The 22,540-nt window shown below is 39.6% G+C and carries 13 protein-coding genes; 11 read left to right on the top strand and 2 right to left on the bottom strand.

Going from position 1 to position 22,540, the window contains the following annotated elements:
- Positions 1-244 precede the first annotated feature (244 nt).
- From proB to H4J70_RS08730, 6 genes are all read left to right on the top strand, one after another.
- Positions 245-1,423 carry a glutamate 5-kinase gene (gene proB, locus H4J70_RS08755; RefSeq protein ID WP_182213667.1) on the top strand — a complete coding sequence of 393 codons (1,179 nt, stop codon included), beginning with the start codon at positions 245-247 and terminating at the stop codon, positions 1,421-1,423.
- Positions 1,424-1,677: 254 nt separating this feature from the next.
- Positions 1,678-3,024, top strand: coding sequence for a DASH family cryptochrome (locus H4J70_RS08750; protein ID WP_182213665.1), 1,347 nt, complete (start codon positions 1,678-1,680; stop codon positions 3,022-3,024).
- Positions 3,017-4,573 (top strand): cryptochrome/deoxyribodipyrimidine photo-lyase family protein, encoded by a 1,557-nt coding sequence (locus H4J70_RS08745; RefSeq protein WP_259364719.1) that lies wholly within the window; start codon positions 3,017-3,019, stop codon positions 4,571-4,573. Before H4J70_RS08750 ends, H4J70_RS08745 begins: the two co-directional genes overlap by 8 nt.
- Before the next feature lie 6 nt (positions 4,574-4,579).
- Entirely contained in the window at positions 4,580-4,726 is a 147-nt protein-coding gene (locus H4J70_RS08740; RefSeq protein WP_182230194.1) for a DUF2256 domain-containing protein, read from the top strand.
- Positions 4,727-4,777: 51 nt separating this feature from the next.
- Positions 4,778-6,328, top strand: coding sequence for a cryptochrome/photolyase family protein (locus H4J70_RS08735; RefSeq protein WP_182213662.1), 1,551 nt, complete (start codon positions 4,778-4,780; stop codon positions 6,326-6,328).
- Between the two features lie 128 nt (positions 6,329-6,456).
- Positions 6,457-6,708 (top strand): TIGR03643 family protein, encoded by a 252-nt coding sequence (locus tag H4J70_RS08730; protein ID WP_070375800.1) that lies wholly within the window; start codon positions 6,457-6,459, stop codon positions 6,706-6,708.
- Between the two features lie 110 nt (positions 6,709-6,818).
- Here H4J70_RS08730 and putA read toward each other — a convergent pair whose 3' ends face one another.
- Together putA and H4J70_RS08720 are read right to left on the bottom strand one after the other, a co-directional pair.
- Complete coding sequence (gene putA / locus H4J70_RS08725; protein ID WP_182213660.1) at positions 6,819-10,643, bottom strand: bifunctional proline dehydrogenase/L-glutamate gamma-semialdehyde dehydrogenase PutA; 3,825 nt, start codon at positions 10,641-10,643, stop codon at positions 6,819-6,821.
- 420 nt (positions 10,644-11,063) lie between these two features.
- Entirely contained in the window at positions 11,064-12,851 is a 1,788-nt protein-coding gene (locus H4J70_RS08720) for a PhoX family phosphatase (protein WP_182213658.1), read from the bottom strand.
- Between the two features lie 174 nt (positions 12,852-13,025).
- On the opposite strand from H4J70_RS08720, the gene H4J70_RS08715 reads away from it, so the two are divergent.
- From H4J70_RS08715 to lpdA, 5 genes are all read left to right on the top strand, one after another.
- On the top strand, positions 13,026-14,672 hold the full coding sequence (locus H4J70_RS08715; protein ID WP_182230191.1) for a hypothetical protein: 1,647 nt from the start codon (positions 13,026-13,028) through the stop codon (positions 14,670-14,672).
- Between the two features lie 536 nt (positions 14,673-15,208).
- On the top strand, positions 15,209-15,970 hold the full coding sequence (pdhR, locus tag H4J70_RS08710) for a pyruvate dehydrogenase complex transcriptional repressor PdhR (RefSeq protein WP_157471132.1): 762 nt from the start codon (positions 15,209-15,211) through the stop codon (positions 15,968-15,970).
- Positions 15,971-16,267: 297 nt separating this feature from the next.
- Positions 16,268-18,955 carry a pyruvate dehydrogenase (acetyl-transferring), homodimeric type gene (gene aceE / locus H4J70_RS08705; RefSeq protein ID WP_182213654.1) on the top strand — a complete coding sequence of 896 codons (2,688 nt, stop codon included), beginning with the start codon at positions 16,268-16,270 and terminating at the stop codon, positions 18,953-18,955.
- Positions 18,956-18,974: 19 nt separating this feature from the next.
- Entirely contained in the window at positions 18,975-20,648 is a 1,674-nt protein-coding gene (gene aceF / locus H4J70_RS08700) for a dihydrolipoyllysine-residue acetyltransferase (RefSeq protein ID WP_182250951.1), read from the top strand.
- Positions 20,649-20,860: 212 nt separating this feature from the next.
- Complete coding sequence (gene lpdA / locus H4J70_RS08695) at positions 20,861-22,294, top strand: dihydrolipoyl dehydrogenase (protein ID WP_070375807.1); 1,434 nt, start codon at positions 20,861-20,863, stop codon at positions 22,292-22,294.
- Positions 22,295-22,540 lie beyond the last annotated feature (246 nt).

Below are 22,540 nucleotides of genomic sequence, written 5' to 3'. Positions count from 1 at the left end.
GTATATGATATCTGCACTCATTTGTCGATTGCCGTCAAATTCTAACGTTTTTACCAACGTTTCAGCAATTTTTTATCTATTACTTTTAACGCGGTCAACCGCAGATAAATTTATGTTATCAGTAATAAGCAATAATTCTAATACGACAATAAAATATCACGAAAATAGCTGCAATTTGTTGAATCAATTTTGTGAATGATTCAACGCTACTATTTATTTTAATTAACCAGAGCACGGAGTAATTTTGCCCTCATTTGAACAACAAAAAACTGATAAATCTTCTCGAAACAAGCCACGTATCGTTATTAAAGTGGGTTCGAGTCTCTTAGCAAATGTTAAAAATTTAACACCTAGTTTTGCTTTTATGCATGGTCTCCTAAGTGACATATCTTTGTTACGCGAGCAAGGCTACGAAGTTGTACTGACCTCTTCTGGTTCAGTAGCATTAGGTCTAAATACGGTTGGTTGCACTATTGAAAATGCTAGTGTGCAAGATAAGCAAGCGGCTGCCGCTTGTGGACAACCCATCTTAATGCATGCCTACAAGCAAATTGCACTTGAGTATGGTTTTGATATAGCACAGGTTTTAGTTACCTTAGATGATTTAGAAAATAGACGTCGCTTTCTCAATATTAAAAATACCGTTCATCGCCTGATAAAACAAGGCGTAATGCCTATCGTCAACGAAAATGATACGGTGACTACAGAAGAAATTCGTGTCGGAGATAATGACAGACTTGCTGCTAAAGTCGCACAAATGATTGGCGCAGAGTATTTGTTTATTCTTACCTGTATCGATGGCGTGTATGACCGAGACCCTTCAGAAGAAGGCGCAATTTTTGTCGATTCTATCGAAGATGTTAGTAGTTATATGGAAGCGGCAAGCGGCACCAGCTCTTTAGGTACCGGTGGCATGCTAACTAAACTACAAGCGGCCAATATGGCGCAAAATGCTGGTTGTACAACCATTATTTCGAGAGGGACGATGGAAGCGCCTGTTACCGGAATATTGCAAGGTGATCGCAGACACACTAAGTGTATTGCTCACTCATCACCTTCATCTGCATGGAACATCTGGCTAACTGACCGTTTACAAATGGCCGGTAGTTTAGTGATAAAACAAGAAGTTGCTGATGCATTATTTGGCGGTGACGAAGGATTTACCTGTCACGATGTTGTTTCAATACATGGCAACTTCGAGCGCGCAGATGTGCTTCACGTCTACGACGAAAAAGGTGAAGAAATAGCACGTGGTTTGTGTAACTTCTCATCGGATGAAACAGCCATTATTGCTAGTCGTCCAGACGAAACAGTGCAAAATATCCTTGGGTATAGCGCTTCACAACGATTGATCAATAGTGAAAACTTGGTCGTCTTAAGTGAACATCATCTTTCTTGGGATGAACCTGTTCAAGATGATTAATTGATTAAATGACCTCTGCAGCAATGCAGAGGTTTTTTTTTATCACTTAAATACACTCGTCATTCTTACCTATTAAGTATTAGCCTCAGCTAACCGACTCAACTATGATTTTCTGTAAAACCTGCTTTTATCAATTAGTGGGCGATTAACTGCCTGACTACATCGAGTTACACCCGCATATAATAACTTAACGATGTTGATCTAATCGCTAAGTTAATTCGTATATAATTTTTTTGAATCTTCGAATTATATCTATGAAACGTTCCTTATACTGGGTGACTAACGATCTTCGTCTCAATGACAACATTGCACTTAACTTAGCCAGCCAAAGCGAACAATTACTTTGTGTTTATGTCGTTGATAAAAAGTGGTTCGAGCCAAAGAACTATCAATCTAAACCTTTGGGTGATAAACGCTGGCACTTTTTACAGGGGTGTTTGAGTGATTTTAATCAAAGTTTATTAGCATTAGATCAACAACTTTACATTGTTTACGGGGACACATTATCGAGTTTAACCGCGCTCTGTGAAAAATATGATATTACCGATGTTATTACCACACGTCTTCCTGGCACATATGAAAACAGTTTGATCGATGAGCTCGGTCGGCGTTTGCCCGAAGCGGATATTCATCAGGTCGATCAATTTACGTTATTCCCACATCACGTTTTACCCTTTGAACTTGAGCAACTCCCAATAAGTTATTCTAAGTTTAGAAAGGTGATGGCTGATATTAGCATCGCTGATGTTACACCCAGCACTCAATCTTTGCCCAGTATGTTTGCTAATATGCCTTCACCAACAATTTTTAGGCCATCGTGGTTACCTAACACACCTTATCAAAGGGCAAAGTGTGGTTATAATTTTGAGGGCGGTGAAACTGCCGGTTTAAAGCAGCTTAGTCGTTACTTTTCATCGGCTTTACCGGCTGATTATAAACAGGTTAGAAATAATTTAGACGGCTGGGATAATAGCAGTAAGTTATCGGCTTGGTTAAATTATGGTTGTATCTCTGCGCGGCAAGTAAACCGCTCCATTACTGATTTTGAAGAGCAGCAAGGGGAAAATAGTTCAACACAATGTCTATATTTAGAATTATTATGGCGAGAATACTTCCAGTGGTTACATTTTAAAGTAGGTGCAAAAACCTACCAATTTAAAGGTTTGGCTGAACATCCACCCTTAACTTCATTTTATCCTGAGCGTTTTAATAAATGGTGCTTAGGTCAAACTCCTTATCCGCTTGTTAATGCCTGTATGAATGAATTAATGACCACAGGTTATATAAGTAATCGAGCCCGTCAAATTGTAGCCAGTTGTTTGGTTAACGAACTCAGTGTTGATTGGCGATTTGGCGCGGCTTGGTTTGAAGAGCAGCTAATAGATTATGATGCTGGAGTTAATTGGGGTAATTGGCAGTATATTGCGGGTGTCGGCGTTGACCCTAGAGGTGGCAGACATTTCAATATTGAAAAGCAAACAGCACTTTATGACCCTGATGGGGTTTATCAGGCTAAGTGGCTTACCCGAGATGATTATTCGAGTAAGCCACTGGATTCTGTCGACGCTTCTGATTGGCCGGTGCAACCGCTAAATGACTAAGACACTTATTGAAGAAAAACCGATGAATACAGCGGTAAATGTTGTTTGGCTGAAACGTGATTTACGCCTCAGTGATCATCAACCTTTAGTGCAAGCGATTAAATCGGGTCAAACCTTGCTTTACTACGTCTTTGAACCGCTACTTATAAATGATCCTCATTATGATGAGCGGCATTGGCGTTTTGTTTGGCAATCTATTGCTGATATGAATAGTCAGCTAGCCGCTTTTAATTCACGTGTATATTTGTATTTTGGTGATGCAATAGCGGGCTTAATTGAAATCAATAACGTCTTTAAAATAAGCGGGTTGTTTAGCCACGAAGAAGTGGGTTTATTATCGACCTTTGAGAGAGATAAATCGGTACAACAGTGGTGCCAAGCACAAGATATAGTTTGGAGTGAGAGTCAATTTGGTGCAGTAAGTCGTGGCAAAAAAAATAGAATTGATTGGGACAAACACTGGCGCCAAGTGATGAAAGCCCCGCTGGAACAAGCCAAATTATCGGATGATGTTCTAGCGAGTTGCACATTAATAGATAAGCTATTTGTCTGCAGTTTTCCAATATCATGGTCAATAACGGATGACTTTATGCTTAAAGGTGGTGAGCTTTGGGCGCAAAGAACCCTGCAATCCTTCTTAAAGGGTCGTGGTAAGGGGTATCATTTTGATATATCTAAACCGCAAGCAAGTCGTAAAAGTTGCTCTCGGTTGTCACCTTATCTAGCCTGGGGCAATATAAGTTTAAGAGAGTTCTATCAAACTATTTTGATAACAAGATCAGAGCGGGGTTGGAAACGACCAATAGACGCGCTGGCTTCTCGGCTACATTGGCATTGTCACTTTATTCAAAAATTTGAAAGTGAACATCAAATGCAATGGCGACCCGTGAATAAAGCCTATAATGACTTAATGTATCCAGATATTCATTGTGGACTGAGTGTTGAAGAACGACTAGATAAATGGAAAACTGCGCAAACAGGTTATCCATTAATTGACGCTTGTATGCGTTGTTTAGAGCAAACTGGCTATATAAATTTTCGTATGCGGGCGATGCTAGTGAGTTTTTTATGCCATCATTTACTGGTGGATTGGCGATTAGGCGTTACCCATTTAGCACAATTATTTCTTGATTTTGAACCTGGCATTCATTACCCACAATTTCAAATGCAGTCTGGTGTTACTGGTACTAATATCATAAGGGTTTATAACCCGGTTAAGCAATCATTAGAGAAAGATAGTCATGGTGAATTCCTGAGAAAATGGTTACCTGAATTAGTTGAGTTACCCAATGAAGTTATTCATACACCCTGGTTATTGTCACCCATGGAACAACAGCTTTATCAATGCCAATTAGGTGATGATTATCCATCTCCTATGGTTGATATTAACGAAACAGGCAAGATTGCTCGCGATTTACTGTGGGGCTTTCGTCAACGATTTACCACTAAAAAAGAAGGGCAACGTATTGTAGCTAAACATGTTAGAGGTAATAAAAAAATATCCAAAGCTAAAAAACCTCAACAGTTAAAAATTGCAGAAAGTGATTAAGTTATCATGCATAAAAAATTAACGTTACCCGAGAAAAATTGCCAGACTTGTAAAAAGAATTTCTTTTGGCGTAAAAAATGGCAAGCGTGTTGGGAAGATGTCCGCTATTGCTCTGAGCGTTGCCGACGTAGTAAAAATGCCAGCATCAGCTAAAATAATTATGTATAGATCAATTCAAAGTTAAATGTAAAGTAAGGTAAATTAATGAAGGCGAAACATCTTAGGCTAATATTAGGCGATCAACTTAATGTTATGCACAGCTGGTTTGAACGGGTCGATAGCGATGTGGTATATGTCATCGCAGAGCTTTATCAAGAAGCTAATTATACTAAGCACCACAGTCAGAAGATAACAGCGTTTTTTGCTGCTATGGATAATTTTGCTCAAACTCTGGAGAGTAAAGGGCATCAGGTTTGCTATTTAACCTTAGATGAAACAGCAAAATATCAAGATTTACCTGCTTTGATCGCCACATTAGTGACCACTTATGCCAGTGAAGATTTTAGTTTTATGCGTCCTGATGAATATCGATTGCGCGCGCAATTAAGCGAGATGTCAGCTCAATTATCGGTACCTGTCTATGAAGTTGACAGTGAACACTTTTTATTACCCTTTGATGAACTCGCTGATCATTTTAAAGCCGCTACCCACGTAAGAATGGAAAATTTTTATCGTTTTATGCGCAAGCGCTTTGCTATTTTAATGAATGGCGCCAAGCCTGAAGGTGATGCTTGGAATTTTGATGCGAATAATCGTCAATCCTTTAAAAAAACCGATCTTAAATTTATTCCTAAACCACTGGTCTTTGACAACCCAGCAAGTGATTATTTACAACGGATAAAACATCATAAGATTGACACGATAGGGCGTGAATCTGAGCATGTTGCTTATCCTATTAATCGCCAACAATCGCTAGAATTATTAACGTTCTTTTGCGAACATCAGTTAGAAAACTTTGGTAATTTTCAAGATGCGATGACTGTAGCCTCACCTTATGCTTGGAGTTTGTACCACTCGCGGCTGAGTTTTTCATTGAACTGTAAAATGCTTAATCCGCTTGAGGTCATTGAAACCGCTCTGGCTGCCTATCAAGCATCAGCAGGTAAGATAACCTTAGCGCAAATCGAAGGTTTTGTTAGGCAAATATTAGGCTGGCGAGAATATGTTAGAGGTATGTATTGGGCTAATATGCCTAATTATGCCGAGCAGAATTTTTTAGAGGCAAAGCGTGATTTACCCGCTTTCTTCTGGAATGCTAATACTAAAATGCAGTGCTTAAGAAGTGCTATCTCGCAATCACTCAAACATGCCTATGCTCATCATATTCAACGATTGATGATCACCGGAAACTTTGCTTTACTGGCTGGCATAACGCCTAGCCAAGTCGATGATTGGTATTTAGGTATCTACATTGACGCGATTGAATGGGTAGAATTACCGAATACCCGCAGCATGGCACTTTTTGCTGACGGTGGTTGGATAGCTACAAAACCTTATGCGGCTAGTGGTAATTATGTCAATAAAATGAGTGATTATTGCAAAGGTTGCCATTACAACGTTAAAGAAAAAGTGGGCGCTAATGCCTGCCCATTAAACAGTTTGTATTGGAATTTTATTGATCAAAATTATGATAAGTTTGCTGGCAATCATAGAATGAGTTTCCCTATTCGTAACTGGGATAAAATGGAGCCTGCGAAAAAAATTGAAATTAGAGAGCACGCAACACAGTTATTGAATAATCTAGATGATTTATAGGCTCATGAGTTAGCGCTGGCTAGATAGGCAGACCTTCAGTTAATGGATAAAAGTTAGGCGCTAATGGTCTTTATTTATCAGTGGCGCGTATAACGATTATGTTTATTTACTACCTTTAGGATCCTTTTATGCAATTTTCTATGGATGAAGAGTCAAGAATTATAGAAATGGCTTGGGAAGATAGAACACCATTTGAAGCAATAGAACATCAGTTTAGTTTGCAAGAGCCTGATGTTATTAAGTTTATGCGTAGTCACTTAAAACCTAGAAGTTTTAGATTATGGCGGGAAAGAGTAAGTGGACGCTCAACCAAGCATGTAAAATTAAGAAGTCCTGACGTATCGAGAGGATACTGCCCAACGCAATATAAACAACGTTGATCACAGCTATATAAAAAAATATCAATAAAAAGGGCATCTTATGATGCCCTTTTTCGTTTGATTTGTAAGTAATGACCCATAACGGGTCATACTTTTTAGACAATTAGTTGTTAATCTTCTTCAACTAAGGTCATCAGCGATGTATTACCACCTGATGCCGTCGTATCAATACTAATCGTTTTCTCGGTTAATAGACGCTGGATCAAATTATCGAAATATTCTGAACTGATCACTGGCAATATCGCCCCTTGACGTTCAGCTAATTTTTCACTGATAAAGTGCTTACGATCACAATGACTGTCGACCACAACACCTGACAAGGCAGGGTGCGCTAACATCGTTGATAAGTGGCGTAAACGTGCAACCTGAAAAACACCTTCATCAGCACCCGTTGAGAGGAACTTGTCTCTAAAGGCGATGGCTTCATCATAATACAAATCAGAAACAACACTAACAACGGTATTACCCGTAGCCAACGCCGTTACAATAGATAGTACCCAGAAGTGAAAGCTCACTGTCGCATCGGCAAAACAAATAATATTACCGCGGTTTTCCAAATACAACACATTAGACTCACCCGTTGGTCCTGGTAAGAATGTTGGCTTTTTCAAACGCTTTTCAATATCAATCAACTGCGAACGAGCGCCTTTTAAGGTCAGATTTAAATCGTCGGCTAAATCATCAACAATATCAATATGCGCAATTTTGGCTAACAGCTGACGAACACAAGAAAGACGGGTATTTAACTCAGTTAAGCGCCAGCCTTTTTCTGCTGCATTTGCTTTGTCCATAAACAAAGTTGAGGCTTTATCTGATTCTGCATCACCGTCTAAGGCTTCTACCTGCGAAGGTAGCAAGTTAAATTGTTCGGCATCTGGCGTAGCTTTTTCAATAACTAAACGTGTTAAGTAATTGGGTCCACCTGCTTTTGGTCCCGTACCTGAAAGACCACGACCACCAAAAGGTTGTACGCCAACAATGGCGCCAATCATATTACGGTTAATATAAACATTACCTGCGCGTGACAGCTTAGCTAAATCTAAGGCACGGTGTTCAATACGCGTATGAATACCCATAGTTAAACCAAAACCTGTACCATTAATTTTATCGATAACCGCTTCTATTTCATTGCCTTTAAAACGTACAATGTGCACACAAGGGCCAAAGACTTCTTTTTTAAGGACGCTAATATCTTTAATTTCATAAAGACGAGGCGCAAAAAAGAAATGCTCGTTACCTGCCACTTCAGCTGATATCTCACACTGATATAACAATTGACCATGGGTTTGCATATAGTCACTGTGTGCATTGAGCGCGCTGAGGGCTTTGTCATCAATTACTGGGCCGATATCTGTGCTTAAATATTCTGGGTTACCGACATGCAATTCTGCTAAGGCACCCTTAAGCATAGTAATGACATTATCAGCGATGTCTTCTTGTAAAAATAATACGCGAAGCGCAGAACAGCGCTGACCTGCCGATTGAAATCCTGAAGAAATAACATCGTCAACAACTTGCTCAGGCAAGGCTGTTGAGTCAACTATCATACAATTTTGTCCACCGGTTTCAGCGATGAAAGGCACCTGATCGCCACCTCTATCAGCCAACGTTTGTGAAATTATTGTGCCGGTTTCAGTGGAACCTGTAAACATAACGGTTTGAATACGAGCGTCAGGCACAATAACACTGCCCACTTCGCTTCCGCGAGCAATAACCGCTTGAACAACACCTTCAGGTAGTCCAACCGACTCCATTAGTTCAATGGTGCGCAAGGCAATTAAACTTGTTTGTTCAGCAGGTTTTGCTAATACGGTATTACCGGTAGCGATTGCCGCAGCAACTTGCCCTAAAAATATCGCTAATGGAAAATTCCATGGGCTGATACACAGTACAACACCACGAGCTTCTAAGCGTTCATCTTCTTCGAGTTCAATCGCTTGGTTAGCATAATAACGACAAAAATCGACGGCTTCTCTGACTTCATCAATACCATCTTGCGCAATTTTACCCGCTTCTTTAATACATAAGGCGATAAGTTCGTCCATATGGCGTTCAAGAATATCGGCAACGCGACATAACAAATCGGCACGTTCAGATACCGGTGTTTTCGACCACGAAGCAAATGTTGCTTGTGCGGTGTCGATCATTGCCAGCATGTCATCTTTAGTGTGGTGTTGATGGAAACCTATGACTTCACTATGGTTGGCGGGGTTTTTAACCGCTACCGAGCCTGAAGGCACATCATTTTCATTGATGTGATGATCGGTAAACCAGTTATCTAATGATAATTTTAACGGCGCTATAGCATTAATATCGGTTAAGTCTAGCCCTTTAGAATTATCACGGCCCAGACCTTTCGCATCATGATACAAGGCGATAGGTTTAACTATTTGGTGGTTATATTTATCTTTTAAACGCTGGGTTTTTTCAACGGGATCGCCCAATAAAGACTCGACTGGCTGAGACTCATCAACGATAGCATTAACAAAAGAAGAGTTAGCGCCGTTTTCTAATAAACGACGCACTAAGTAAGCTAATAACTCTTCATGATGACCAACAGGAGCGTAAATTCGACATTGAATATTTTCACTTGAGACAATTTGGTCATATAAAGAATCGCCCATGCCATGTAAACATTGAAACTCAAAACCTTCTTTATCATCGCCAGCTAGCTCAACAATGGTTGCCGCTGTGTAAGCATTATGCGTAGCAAACTGTGGATAGATACTATCTCTATATTCCAGTAATTTATTAGCACAGGCGTGGTAAGAAACATCGGTAGAAGACTTACGCGTGAAAACAGGGAAATGCTGAAGACCATCTTTTTGAGCATTCTTAATTTCAGTATCCCAATAAGCGCCTTTAACCAAACGGATCATCATTTTTCGGTTAGCACGTAGGGTTAAATCACGTAACCAATCGACGACAAAAAGCGCACGTTTTTGGTAAGCTTGTAAAGCCATGCCAAAACCTGTCCAATCGCCTAACTCGCTATCGCTAAAAACCGCTTCAATAATATCAAGTGATATATCTAAGCGTTCAGACTCTTCGGCATCAACGGTTAAGCCAATGTTATAACTTTTTGCTTGTAAGCAAAGTGCTTTAAGTTTTGGCACAATTTCGGCCATAACGCGGGCTTTGTGGGTAAACTCGTAGCGAGGATGAATGGCTGAAAGCTTAACCGATATACCGGGCACTCGGCGAGGATCATTTTTACCTGAGGCGCGAGCAACAGCGCCGATGGCATCGATTGCAACTTGATAAGATTTAAAGTAACGATCAGCATCCGCCATGGTGCGGGCACCTTCACCGAGCATATCGTAGGAATAGACATAACCTTGCTGTTCTTTAGTGGCAGCACGCGCTGTTGCCGCTTGAATAGTTTCGCCCATTACAAACTGCTTACCCATGATTTTCATGGCGTAGTTCATTGATTTACGAATAACTGGCTCGCCTAAGCGACCAATGACTTTTTTCAATAAACCAAAGCTGTCTTTTTTACGTTTATCGGCATAATTAACCATAGTGCCGGTAATTAATAAGCCCCATGATGAAGCATTAACAAACAGTGAATCACTGCTGCCTAAATGACTGCTCCACTGGCCTTGAGAAATTTTGTCACGAATTAAGGCATCTTGAGTATGTTTGTCTGGCACACGTAATAAGGCTTCTGCCAAACACATCAATACCACACCTTCTTCACTGGAGAGTGAGTACTCTTTTAATAGGGAATCAATTGCGCCATTCCCAGATTGGTCTTCACGAATTTGTAAAACCATTTTGCGAGCTCTTTCCCAAGCTCTACTTCTAGCACTAACATTAACTTCTGCCACAGGTAGAATATGATCTACTGCTATATTTTCATCAATACGATAAAATTCACGGATTTTCTGACGAATTGGGCAGTCTGTGCTAAACGAACCATTAAAAAGCATATACTCTTCCTCAAAATGACTACATAACAGCTTGGTGCTATATAGCGATAGTTACAATAGAATTTGTTTGTTTAATTCTGATTTGCCTAATTATAAATGTCGCTATAGTACAATACCACCATAGAATGTATTTCCTGGTCAAATAAGATATAAAATATACGGTATAATATATATAGTTGCCTAAAAATACTGCTGTTTACGCTAAGTTGCCATGGCATTTACTTAGCATTTACTTGCTATGGTTTAGTCAATATTTAGTGAGTGTTTTGTATTGCTAAGTCATTTCTTAATGCTGAAATTAAACCAACCCCTAGCGCTTACTACCGAGCGGCAAACAGCCTTATATTTGTATCACTTTTATGTAAAAAAAAAGCCCAGACATGCTGGGCTTTATCAATATTAACGCTGAATTTTTAAAGGTTATTCACCTTTTGGGTTATAAATCCACAGGGCGTTGTTAACATGTTTACTGGTGTCTTCACCAATTAAAACACGACCATCATCCATCACCGCTAAATTATCAGGGTTGGATATACCATTAACATCGCATTTGTTGCCATTGGCATCGCCGTCTGAATTATAAGCGCCACCGACAACGACTGGTTCCATGCGGTTAACGTTAAAGTCTGTTTGGACACCAAAGCGATATACCGCGCCACAGTAAGCTGATGAATCAAGCTGAATATCACCTTCATTATCAACCATACCTTTTCCAACTGAAGACATAGCAACATACATGTAAGGTACGGCACCACTGGCAACACCATCATAATTAATCACTACACCTTCCATTTTACGAAATTCAGTGGTCGCGCCTTTGGCTTTAGCTGCTCGTAACGTTTCTAAAAATGCGTAACGGTCGTCGCCAGCTCCATTTATTGCCCAATCATCTATTTCTGTTTGAGTGATATAGCTGGTTTCACCTTCAATATAATCAGCTTCAGTAATACCGTTATATGAATTTATCCAGGTTTTTATTTCGGTATTATTACTGCTACCTAACTCAATCCACTGAATATCAAAGCCGGCTTTTGCTGGCGCACTTGTTGCGTCTTGCGTTAATTTAGCGGCATATAAAGTGCCGGCGCTTAAATCGCCTGCGTTAGTGGCAACAAATTTATAAAAGGCTTTATTTGAACCATCATCAGTGGTGTAAACTGTTTTCCAATCAGGCATTACCACCGAATTTTCATGGGCAACACGACCTAAGGTAAAATGCTTTACTGGCGTTGGGCTCGTTGAAGTTGGGTCTGTAATTTCAACTATATAGCCGTAATCATAGGGGTTGGGTAATGTTGAACTTGCTAAATAGGTTTGTAAGTTTTTAACATCTGGGTAGCTAGGATAGCCATCTAAGTAAGCGGTGTTATTCCATTGCTCGGTATTTTCAGCTTCGTAGTTTTCTTCTGACGTTAAAGGGGTATTCCATGGTGAAAGCGTACCAAAACAATTAATGATTGTGCCTAATACCGCTGAAAAATCAACGTTAATCGCATCACCTATTGTCCAAGTTCCACTGTCTTCTTTAGATAGTTCTATACGGCTCATTGCACCTGGGCGATCTTCCCATGCGGTGAATAAAAAACCTGTGTCACCACTGGCAGAAGTTGGAACGAAGGCATTAAAATCAGGATCTTGAGATTGCTTAATCTTAGTGGCTTGATCAGCACTAGCAATCGCGCCTAAACCATGAGGCAATTGGTTATTCAAGGTATCACCCGCTTGCCCCAAAACTTGGTAGGTTCCGGCAACGACCCGTACTGCCATTTTTTCTGTATCGGTTGTTGGAACCGATAAACTCTCAGTCATAGGGTCAAGCGTACCCCAGTCAAATCCCGTTACTACGCCAACTTTTGCTGGTGTTTCGTTACCTGACAGATCTGAAGGGTGTTGTACATTAAAGAAAAGTTCATCGTTATCCGTTAAAAACATACCCGTAATTTCTGCACCTACTGGCACGGTTGCTAAGCGGGTTAGTTTTGCTGCAGCTGTCAGGTTTTGCCCATTAGCCCCATCACTCCCGTTAGCGCCATCAGTACCATCAGCACCGTTGACACCATCATTGCCATTGCTACCATCTAATCCAATGACCCCATTAGAACCGTTTGTACCATTTTTACCGTCATCACCACCACACGCTGTTAACATTGACGAACCGAGAATCACTGCTATGAGTGTCGCTATTTTTCTTTTTTTTAGATTCAGCATTTTATCTTCCTAGAGTTATGTGTAAAAACGCTATTAAAGTAATATCGGGGTGTGACATTTAGGTGACGTCTTTTTGACTTTATTGTTAAGAAAATATGAAAGTGCGCTTCAAATAACTGTAATAAAAGCCTTGTATAATTTACTGAATATATAAATGAGGGGCTATTAAAGCTTATGAAAAATTACGTATTAATATTTAGTTTACTAGTGACGATTTCCTTTATTGGTTTTTCGAGTTTATCAAAAAGTGAAAAAATGACTCAGGGCTTATTACCCGAAGTAGACATGAGTGAAATAATCACGCCAACAGCTAATGGCAGCATTAATGAAGAAGCACCTATTCCATCGCAGTGTTACACCAAAACTGCAGGGAGTAACAATCCCTGTTACACCTGCCATCAAACCTATAGCCATACTGAAACTGATAGTTACCGCAATAATTTACGTAATGACGGGGTTAATCAGGGTCTTTACAATTTTTCGGATGAAGGTGAAGGTAATAGCTGGAAAAACTTATTTGTTAACCGCGAATCCTGGATAGCAAAAATATCTGATGAACAAATAGCACAATACATAGATCAAGATAACTACAGTCAATTGTCGACGACATTAAAAGATAATAACTGGCAAGGTTTTATTCCCGACTTGGAAAACTATAATTTAGCCGGTGAAGCCTTTAATGATAAAGGTATTGCTAAAGATGGCACAGGTTGGGTGGCGTTTAATTACAAACCCTTTCCGGGAACCTTTTGGCCAACGAATGGCGCCACAGATGATGTATTAATTCGCTTATCAGCAGAGTTTAGGCAACTTAATGGCGAATATAATGAAGATGTCTATTTAATTAATCTTTCGTTAGTTGAAATGAGTATTAAGGCTTTACCACAAATAGATATTTTCCCAGCCGATGAAGTAAAGCTTAATAGCGACTTAAATATAGATGGTCAATTAACCAGACAAGTTGAATTATTGTTAGCTCAAGAATACTTTGTTGGCGATGCCAAGCAGATTAAAGTGCCTCGTCAACAATACCCGGTTAACACCGAAATTATGCATTCAGTTCGTTATGTTGGGATTGATACAAAGGGTGAAACCACTATTCCGCAACGGATGAAAGAGTTGCGCTATATGACTAAAACGCAATTATTAAATGACTCGGCAATAGACAGCGCTTATCGGCGAGAGCGAAAAGAGAAACTTGATGAACAATTACCCAGTTATATCCGTGTTAAAGACCGTGGTTTTAATAATAAATTTGGCTGGCTTATTCAAGGCTACATAGAAGATTATAATGGTGAGTTACGACCTCAGTCTTATGAAGAAACTTTTTATTGCATGGGCTGTCACTCCGCTATAGGTACCACGATTGATCAAACGTTTGCTTTTCCAAGAAAAGTAACTGGACGAGCAGGTTGGGGCTATATCAATTTAAAAGGTATGAAAGATGCACCATCGAAAGGACAGCAAGAGGGAGAAATTTTACAATATCTGCAAATTAATGGTGGCGGTAATGAGTTTCGAGAAAACATGGAAATGCACAGCAAGTGGTATAAAAAAGATGGCTCTGTTGATAAGGAGAAAGTAAAGCAAGCGGATGTTTATGCGTTAATTACCCCGTCCAAGCAACGTGCTTATGCGATGAATAAAGCCTATACCCAAATTGTCAGAACGCAGAGTTTTATTCATGGCCGCGATGTCAATATTACGCCTGCAATTAACGTTCATAAGACGATCGATGAATCAGTTGCACCATTAGAGCCAGAGCATCGAGTAGAAGGGTGGGATATTCGTTTAGATTGGTCAGATAAAGTTATAAATTAAAAAATAGTCCTATAATTCATTATTGTTTTGTGTCGCTTAAATTGACTTTTAATTAATGGAAACTCAGCTTTGTAAAGGGCTATTTTATTTAACATCTAGCCCTTTTATAAGAGTTAAGCGTAATTTATAGCGGGCTTTTCAATAATTTTTATAATGTTTTTTTTGATCTGTTATCGAATCTCAATGCGTATAAAACTAAAAATAACCAGATAAAATAATTTAGCTTAATGACTACTTTGTTGGTTAAATAGTGTTCGATACAAGGCTTTTATTTGAGTTGTTGTGTTAGCTATTCAAACAGTTGTTTGGAGTTTGAGCTCTAAAATAGTACTTGGAAAATCAGCCAAGCTGATCTATCTTCTCTTTACAAAATGTGTTTTTTTTGGTATTTTTACACCACTTTTTTGATTGGTAAGACCAATTTACCTCTTGGTTTTTTAGAAGATTTACAAAGAAAGTTTAATCACTTTTTAGTTTTATCTAACTCTAGGCCAATAAAACTATAGGTTAAGCTGTTAGTTATGACATTGTCAGGTATCCAAAAGCCAGTTAAGCAAGCAAAATTGTCGGATGTAATTTTACGACAATTAGAAGCCTTGATTCTTGAAGGTAGCTTGCAAGCAGGTGAAAAATTACCACCTGAACGAGAGTTAGCAAAACAATTTGATGTTTCTCGACCCTCATTACGCGAAGCTATTCAAAAGTTAGAAGCTAAAGGTTTAGTAAATCGTCGCCAAGGTGGTGGCACATTTGTTAGTGACCAAATTTTATCAGGCTTGTCTGATCCGTTATTTGAGTTAATGTCGAAAAGTAAAGAGTCGCAATTTGATCTCTTAGAGTTTCGTCATGGTATTGAAGGTATGTCGTCATATTATGCGGCGATGCGAGGCACGGAAAATGATTTTGCTGAAATACAGAAAAAGCATGACGGTATCGGCAATGCCCAGTTAGAAAATGATTTACGTTTAGAGGCTGAAGCTATATTCGACTTTTATCTTGCTATATGTGCGGCGTCACACAATGCGGTCACCCTGCACTTAGCGCGAAGTATGTCGAGTTTGTTGATTGATAATATTGAGCAAAATCTTACTGTTTTAGCTAAGCGCCCAGATATATTTGCGCAAATGGCTGAATTTAGAAAACGCTTGTTAGACGCAATTATTAGTGGTCAGCCACAAAAAGCTTGGGGGGCAAGCCACCGTCACCTCGCTTTTATAGAAGAAGTGCTACTAAAAATGTCACAAGAAGATAGTCGCATGGAAAGATCAATGCGCAGAATGCAACGTAGTGAATATTAATAGCTATTACGTTGCAAAATAAAATTTAGAAAATAACTGTTTAACGTTAATCAAAGCATGTAAATATGCAAAAGTTGACTATCTTTAAACACAGAAATTTAACTTATAGCTATCATAATTTAAGATGTTGAAGTTTAGTGTGAGTGCAAAATTATAGATACAAGGCATTCGTTTGCAGCAATGGTTCGCTATTGCAACAATGAGTAACGCCGTAGTGCTAGTTTTGAAACGCAATAAACCTGCATATAGAGTAATGATGACTATATATACTTACTAACTATTGGAAACTAAGTAATTATGTCTGAGCTCCCAAAAATTGATTTAGATTCATTGGAAACCCAAGAGTGGTTGGAATCTATGGATTCTATTCTGGAAAATGAAGGTCCAGATCGTGCACATTTCATTTTAGAAAAACTTATTGACCGCGCTCGTCGCAGTGGCACACATTTACCTTTTGAAGCAAAAACAGCTTATGTAAATACCATACCTCCTGGGCAAGAGCCTAATATGCCAGGTGATCAAACGATTGAAGCACGCATTCGTGCAGCTATTCGTTGGAACGCTTTAGTGCTGGTACTTCGTGCGTCGAAAAAAGATTTAGACTTAGGTGGACATATAGGCAGTTTTGCTTCTTCTGCGATGTTATACGATGTCGGTTTTAATCACTTCTTCAGAGCGGCTTCTGAAAAAGACGGTGGTGACTTTATTTTCGCACAAGGACATATCTCTCCAGGTATTTATGCGCGTGCCTTTATGGAAGGTCGTTTAACTGAATCTCAAATGGATAACTTTCGTCAAGAATGTGATGGTAAAGGGTTATCTTCTTATCCTCACCCTCATTTGATGAAAGATTTCTGGCAGTTCCCAACTGTTTCTATGGGGCTAGGTCCATTACAAGCAATTTATACTGCGCGTTTCCTTAAATATTTAACCGATCGTGGTATCAAAGATTGTTCAGCACAACGCGTTTACTGTTATTTAGGTGATGGCGAGACCGATGAGCCAGAATCATTAGGTGCTATTGGTTTAGCTTCGCGTGAAGGTTTAGATAACTTAACATTTGTTATTAACTGTAACCTACAGCGTTTAGATGGCCCTGTTCGTGGTAATGGCAAAATTATTCAAGAGCTTGAAGGTACTTTCCGTGGCGCTGGCTGGGAAGTCGTTAAAGTTATTTGGGGTTCTTACTGGGATGCCCTTATTGCCCGTGACACTTCAGGTAAACTTTTACAACTTATGGAAGAAACGGTTGACGGTGAATACCAAAACTGTAAAGCCAAGGGTGGTAAATATACCCGTGAGAACTTTTTCAATAAATACCCTGAGACAGCGGCATTGGTTGCCAATATGTCTGATGAAGATATTTATCGTTTGAATCGTGGTGGCCATGATCCGGTTAAAGTTTACGCCGCTTATAAAAAAGCGATAGAAACTAAAGGTCGTCCAACTGTCATTCTAGCAAAAACAGTAAAAGGTTTTGGTTTAGGTGCCTCAGGCGAAGCATTGAATGTTGCTCATAACGTGAAGAAAATGGATGTTGAGTCTATTAAGCTTTACCGTGATCGTTTCAATATGCCGATCAATGATGATGAAATTGCTGATTTGCCTTTCTATCGATTCCCTGAAGACAGCGAAGAGTTCAAGTACATGAAAGCGCGTCGTGAAGCGTTAGGGGGTTCTTTACCTGCTCGTCGTGTACAAGCAGATGAAACGTTAGAAATCCCATCTCTTAAAGTCTTTGACGCAATATTGAAAGGCTCTGGTGATCGTGAAGTTTCTTCAACAATGACCTTTGTTCGTGTATTGAATGCACTATTAAAAGATAAAAAAATAGGCAAGCGTATCGTGCCTATTATCCCTGATGAAGCGCGTACTTTTGGTATGGAAGGTTTATTCCGCCAAGTGGGTATTTACGCAAACGAAGGGCAAAAATACATTCCTCAAGATGCTGATCAAGTTGCTTATTATCGTGAAGATAAAAAAGGTCAGGTTTTACAAGAAGGTATTAATGAATTAGGTGCTATGGCGTCTTGGGTTGCAGCGGGTACGTCTTACTCTACTTGTAATGCGACAACAATCCCATTTTACATCTACTACTCTATGTTTGGTTTCCAACGTGTTGGTGACTTAGCTTGGGCAGCAGGTGATAGCCAAGCAAAAGGCTTTTTACTAGGCGCTACTGCCGGTCGAACAACCTTGAATGGTGAAGGTTTACAACATCAAGATGGTCACTCACATGTGCAAGCAGGTTTGATCCCTAATTGTGTGACGTACGATCCTACTTATGGTTATGAAATATCGGTTATTGTGCGTGAAGGTTTACGTCGCATGTATGAAGAAAATGAAAATATTTTCTTTTACTTAACCTTGATGAACGAAAACTATAAACATCCGGCGATGCCTGAAAATAAAAATGTTGAAGAGCAAATAATTAAAGGTATTTACAAGCTTGAAACGGTAGCAGCGAAGAAAGCTTCGAAAAAACCAAAAGTTAACGTGCAGTTGATGGGCTCAGGCACTATCTTGGAAAAGGTACGTGAAGCGGCACAAATTTTAAGTGCTGATTACGGTATTTCAAGTGATGTTTACTCAGTAACTTCATTCAATGAATTAGCCCGTGACGGTCAAGATGTTGCACGCTGGAATATGCTTCACCCAGAAAGTAAGCAAAAACAAGCGTACATTTCTAACGTTATTACCAAAGAAAATGGTCCTGCAATTGCAGCAACTGATTATATTAAAAACTATTCAGAGCAAGTGCGTGCCTACATAGACACCGAATACCGCTGTTTAGGTACCGATGGTTTTGGTCGCAGTGACAGTCGCGCTAATTTACGTACTCACTTTGAAGTGAATGCTGCTTATATTGTTGTTGCGGCGTTATTTGAGTTAGCTAACCGTGGTGATGTTGAGCGTTCAGTAGTTACTGAAGCGATTAAACGCTTTGATATCGACACTGAAAAACTTAACCCACTTTACGCATAAGCAGACTAGGAGATTTAATATGTCAGATAGTCAAAAAATTCTAGTCCCTGATGTTGGTGGCGACGAAGTAGAAATTATTGAAATTTGTTTTGCTGTTGGCGATTCAATCGAAGCAGACGAAGGAATTGTTACCGTTGAAACTGATAAAGCATCAATGGATATCCCGGCACCATTTGCTGGAAAGTTATCAGCATTATTGGTCAGTGTTGGCGATAAAATTAAAGAAGGTGATGTGATTGCTGAAATGACATCATCGCAAGCAGCACCTGAAACGGCTGAAACTACAGACGAAGCGCCAGCAGAAGCTGTAGAAGAAACGGTTGCAGAAGTTGAGTCAACTCCTGCACCTGCTGAGGCTCCTGCTAAAGCGGCGGTATCAGCACAAAGTGAAATTATTGATATTGCAGTTCCTGATATTGGTGAAGACGGTGAAGTTGAAATTATCGACGTTTTAGTGAGTGTTGGTGATGTTATTGAAGTTGAAGATGGTTTAATCACCTTAGAAACAGATAAAGCGACAATGGACGTGCCTTCGTCACATGCGGGTACCGTTAAAGAAGTATTGGTTAGCGTTGGTGGCAAAGTAAAGCAGGGCGCTATTGTTATTAAGCTTGAAACATCAAGTGGCTCACCAGTTGAAGTCGCTGCTCCTGCTCCTGCTCCTGTTGCTGAAGAAGTTGCTGAAGCACCGAAAGCTAAACCCGCACCACAAAAGGCTGCTCCTGTTCCGCATCACCCACAAGCGGGTAAAGTGGCTTCATCGGGCAGTATCTATACTTCGCCATCGATTCGCCGTATTGCACGTGAATATGGTGTTGATTTAACCTTAGTTAAAGGAACGGGCAGAAAAAGTCGTATTTTAAAAGAAGACGTACAGTCTTACGTGAAATACGAACTGTCTCGACCTAAAGCTAACGCGGGTAGCTCTGTTGCTGCGGGTGAGGGTGGATTACAGGTCGTCAGTGCTAAGGCTATCGATTTCTCGAAATTTGGCGAAATTGAAACGAAAGCACTTACGCGTATTCAAAAAATATCAGGTCCATTTCTTCATCGTAATTGGGTAACTATTCCACATGTTACTCAATTTGATGAAGCTGATATCACTAATGTTGAAGCGTTTCGTAAAGAACAAAATGTTATTTGTGAAAAGAAAAAGCTAGGCTTTAAGATCACGCCATTAGTCTTTATTTTAAAAGCGGTTGCTGATGCTTTACGTGAATTCCCTGCGTTTAACTCAAGTTTGAGTGAAGACGGAGAAAGCTTAATTCTCAAGAAATACATTCACATCGGTGTTGCTGTTGATACGCCTAATGGTTTAGTTGTCCCGGTAGTACGTGATGTCGACCAAAAAGGTATTCATCAACTCTCTCGCGAACTTCTAGAAATTAGCATGAAAGCACGAGATGGCAAATTGAAAGCGACCGATATGCAAGGTGGATGTTTTACTATTTCTAGTCTTGGTGGTATTGGTGGTACAGCATTCACGCCGATTGTTAATGCTCCAGAAGTGGCAATTTTAGGTGTTTCAAAATCAGAAATAAAACCTAAGTGGAATGGTAAGGATTTTGAGCCTAAACTTATGTTGCCATTATCAATGTCGTACGACCATCGTGTTATTGACGGTGCATTAGCCGCGCGCTTTACGGTACACTTAGCCAGTGTAATGTCTGATATTCGTCAATTGATCTTATAATTGATAGAGTCTTTGACGCTAAGATAAAAGTGAGCAGGCAGAAGTGCCTCTCACTTTTTACTACTTTGGTCAAAGAAGGTGCGATTAAAGATGGTACTTTGGTAGGAGTTTAAGTAAAATTCCGCCCAGTAAAGTATAAATAATATTATATTTGTGGCTTTCCATATTGGCAAAGCGATAAATGACAAAACAACAAGTTAATTGAGGTAAACATGAGTAACGAAATTAAAACTCAAGTAGTAGTATTAGGTTCAGGCCCTGGTGGTTATTCAGCGGCATTCCGTGCTGCAGATTTAGGTTTAGATGTAGTCTTAATTGAAAGCCGAAAAACATTAGGTGGTGTTTGTTTGAATGTGGGTTGTATCCCATCAAAAGCATTACTTCATGTTGCTAAAGTTATTGATGATGCAGCTGCAATGGCTTCACACGGGGTTACTTTTGGTAAGCCTGAAATTAATTTAGATAAAATTCGTGACTGGAAAGATAGCGTAGTCTCTCAACTTACTGGCGGCTTAGGTGGAATGTCTAAAGCGCGTAAAGTGACTACAGTTTATGGTTACGGCAAGTTCACTTCAGATAAAACGATTGAAGTTGAAGGCAATGACGGCGAGAAAACGACGGTTACTTTTGATAATGCTATTATCGCCGCTGGTTCTTCTGTTATCGATTTACCTTTTATTCCAAATGATGACCCACGCGTTATTGATTCAACAGGCGCTTTAGAACTTCATGACATTCCTGATGAAATGTTAGTATTGGGTGGTGGTATTATCGGTCTAGAAATGGGGACGGTATACAGAGCTTTAGGCGCTAATGTTTCAGTGGTTGAATTTGCTGATCAATTAGTACCAGCTGCAGATAAAGACATTGTTAAAATTTATACTAATTTCAACAAGAAAAACTTCAACATTATGTTATCTACTAAAGTGGTTGCAGTTGAAGCTAAAGTTGACGGTTTGTATGTGACTTTTGAAGGTAAAAAAGCACCAGCAGAACCGGTACGTTACGACAAAATTTTAGTGGCTGTTGGCCGTAAGCCAAATGGTCATTTAGTTGCTGCTGACAAAGCAGGTGTTAACGTTGATGAACGTGGTTTTATCAATGTAACGAATGAACTACGTACTAACGTTCCACATATTTTTGCTATTGGTGATGTTGTTGGTCAACCTATGCTTGCACATAAAGCGGTTCATGAAGCGCATTGTGCAGCAGAAGTTATCTCAGGTAAGAAACATACCTTTGAACCACGTTGTATCCCTTCTGTTGCTTACACTGATCCTGAAATGGCTTGGACTGGCGTAACAGAGACTGAAGCTAAAGAGCAAGGTTTAAACATTGAAGTCGCTAACTTCCCTTGGGCGGCTTCTGGTCGTGCTATCGCTTCTGGCCGTACTGAAGGTAAAACTAAGTTAATCTTTGAAAAAGAAACGGGCCGTATTCTTGGTGGTGCCATTGTTGGTATCAACGCAGGCGAAATGTTGGGCGAAATTTGTTTAGCTGTTGAAATGGGTGCTGATGCAGAAGACATAGGCTTAACCATTCATGCTCATCCAACATTAAATGAATCTATTGGCTTAGCGGCTGAAATTTTTGAAGGTTCAATTACTGATTTACCTAATGCAAAAGCGGTAAAGAAAAAGAAATAATCATTGTTTTTAAATAAACGATAAACTTGCATTTATGCTGAAATGCCATTCACTATTGATAGTGAATGGCATTTTTTATGGGCTATTGTTTTAGTTAGCGCTTAATCTTTACTGAACTAAGTACCTAAGCCACAACTCACCAACGCTATTTAGTGAGAGTCAGCGATATACCTTATTACCTTCGTTTTTTGATCATTATTATCAGTCATCTTTTTTTCAATGACCCACGACGTTATTAGTTTGGAG

Source organism: Colwellia sp. BRX8-9 (genome assembly GCF_014077245.1).
Classification (GTDB): domain Bacteria; phylum Pseudomonadota; class Gammaproteobacteria; order Enterobacterales; family Alteromonadaceae; genus Colwellia_A.
The sequence above is the reverse complement of the archived record's forward strand: the minus strand, read 5'-3'. Positions and strand labels throughout refer to the sequence as shown.

Bases quoted from the DNA above. Each gene is read 5' to 3' on its own strand.
- lpdA (WP_070375807.1), top strand. From the start codon at position 20,861: ATGAGTAACGAAATTAAAACTCAAGTAGTAGTATTAGGTTCAGGCCCT.
- aceF (WP_182250951.1), top strand. From the start codon at position 18,975: ATGTCAGATAGTCAAAAAATTCTAGTCCCTGATGTTGGTGGCGACGAA.
- H4J70_RS08720 (WP_182213658.1), bottom strand. From the start codon at position 12,851: ATGCTGAATCTAAAAAAAAGAAAAATAGCGACACTCATAGCAGTGATT.
- H4J70_RS08715 (WP_182230191.1), top strand. From the start codon at position 13,026: ATGAAAAATTACGTATTAATATTTAGTTTACTAGTGACGATTTCCTTT.
- H4J70_RS08730 (WP_070375800.1), top strand. From the start codon at position 6,457: ATGCAATTTTCTATGGATGAAGAGTCAAGAATTATAGAAATGGCTTGG.
- H4J70_RS08735 (WP_182213662.1), top strand. From the start codon at position 4,778: ATGAAGGCGAAACATCTTAGGCTAATATTAGGCGATCAACTTAATGTT.
- aceE (WP_182213654.1), top strand. From the start codon at position 16,268: ATGTCTGAGCTCCCAAAAATTGATTTAGATTCATTGGAAACCCAAGAG.
- H4J70_RS08740 (WP_182230194.1), top strand. From the start codon at position 4,580: ATGCATAAAAAATTAACGTTACCCGAGAAAAATTGCCAGACTTGTAAA.
- H4J70_RS08745 (WP_259364719.1), top strand. From the start codon at position 3,017: ATGACTAAGACACTTATTGAAGAAAAACCGATGAATACAGCGGTAAAT.
- H4J70_RS08750 (WP_182213665.1), top strand. From the start codon at position 1,678: ATGAAACGTTCCTTATACTGGGTGACTAACGATCTTCGTCTCAATGAC.
- putA (WP_182213660.1), bottom strand. From the start codon at position 10,643: ATGCTTTTTAATGGTTCGTTTAGCACAGACTGCCCAATTCGTCAGAAA.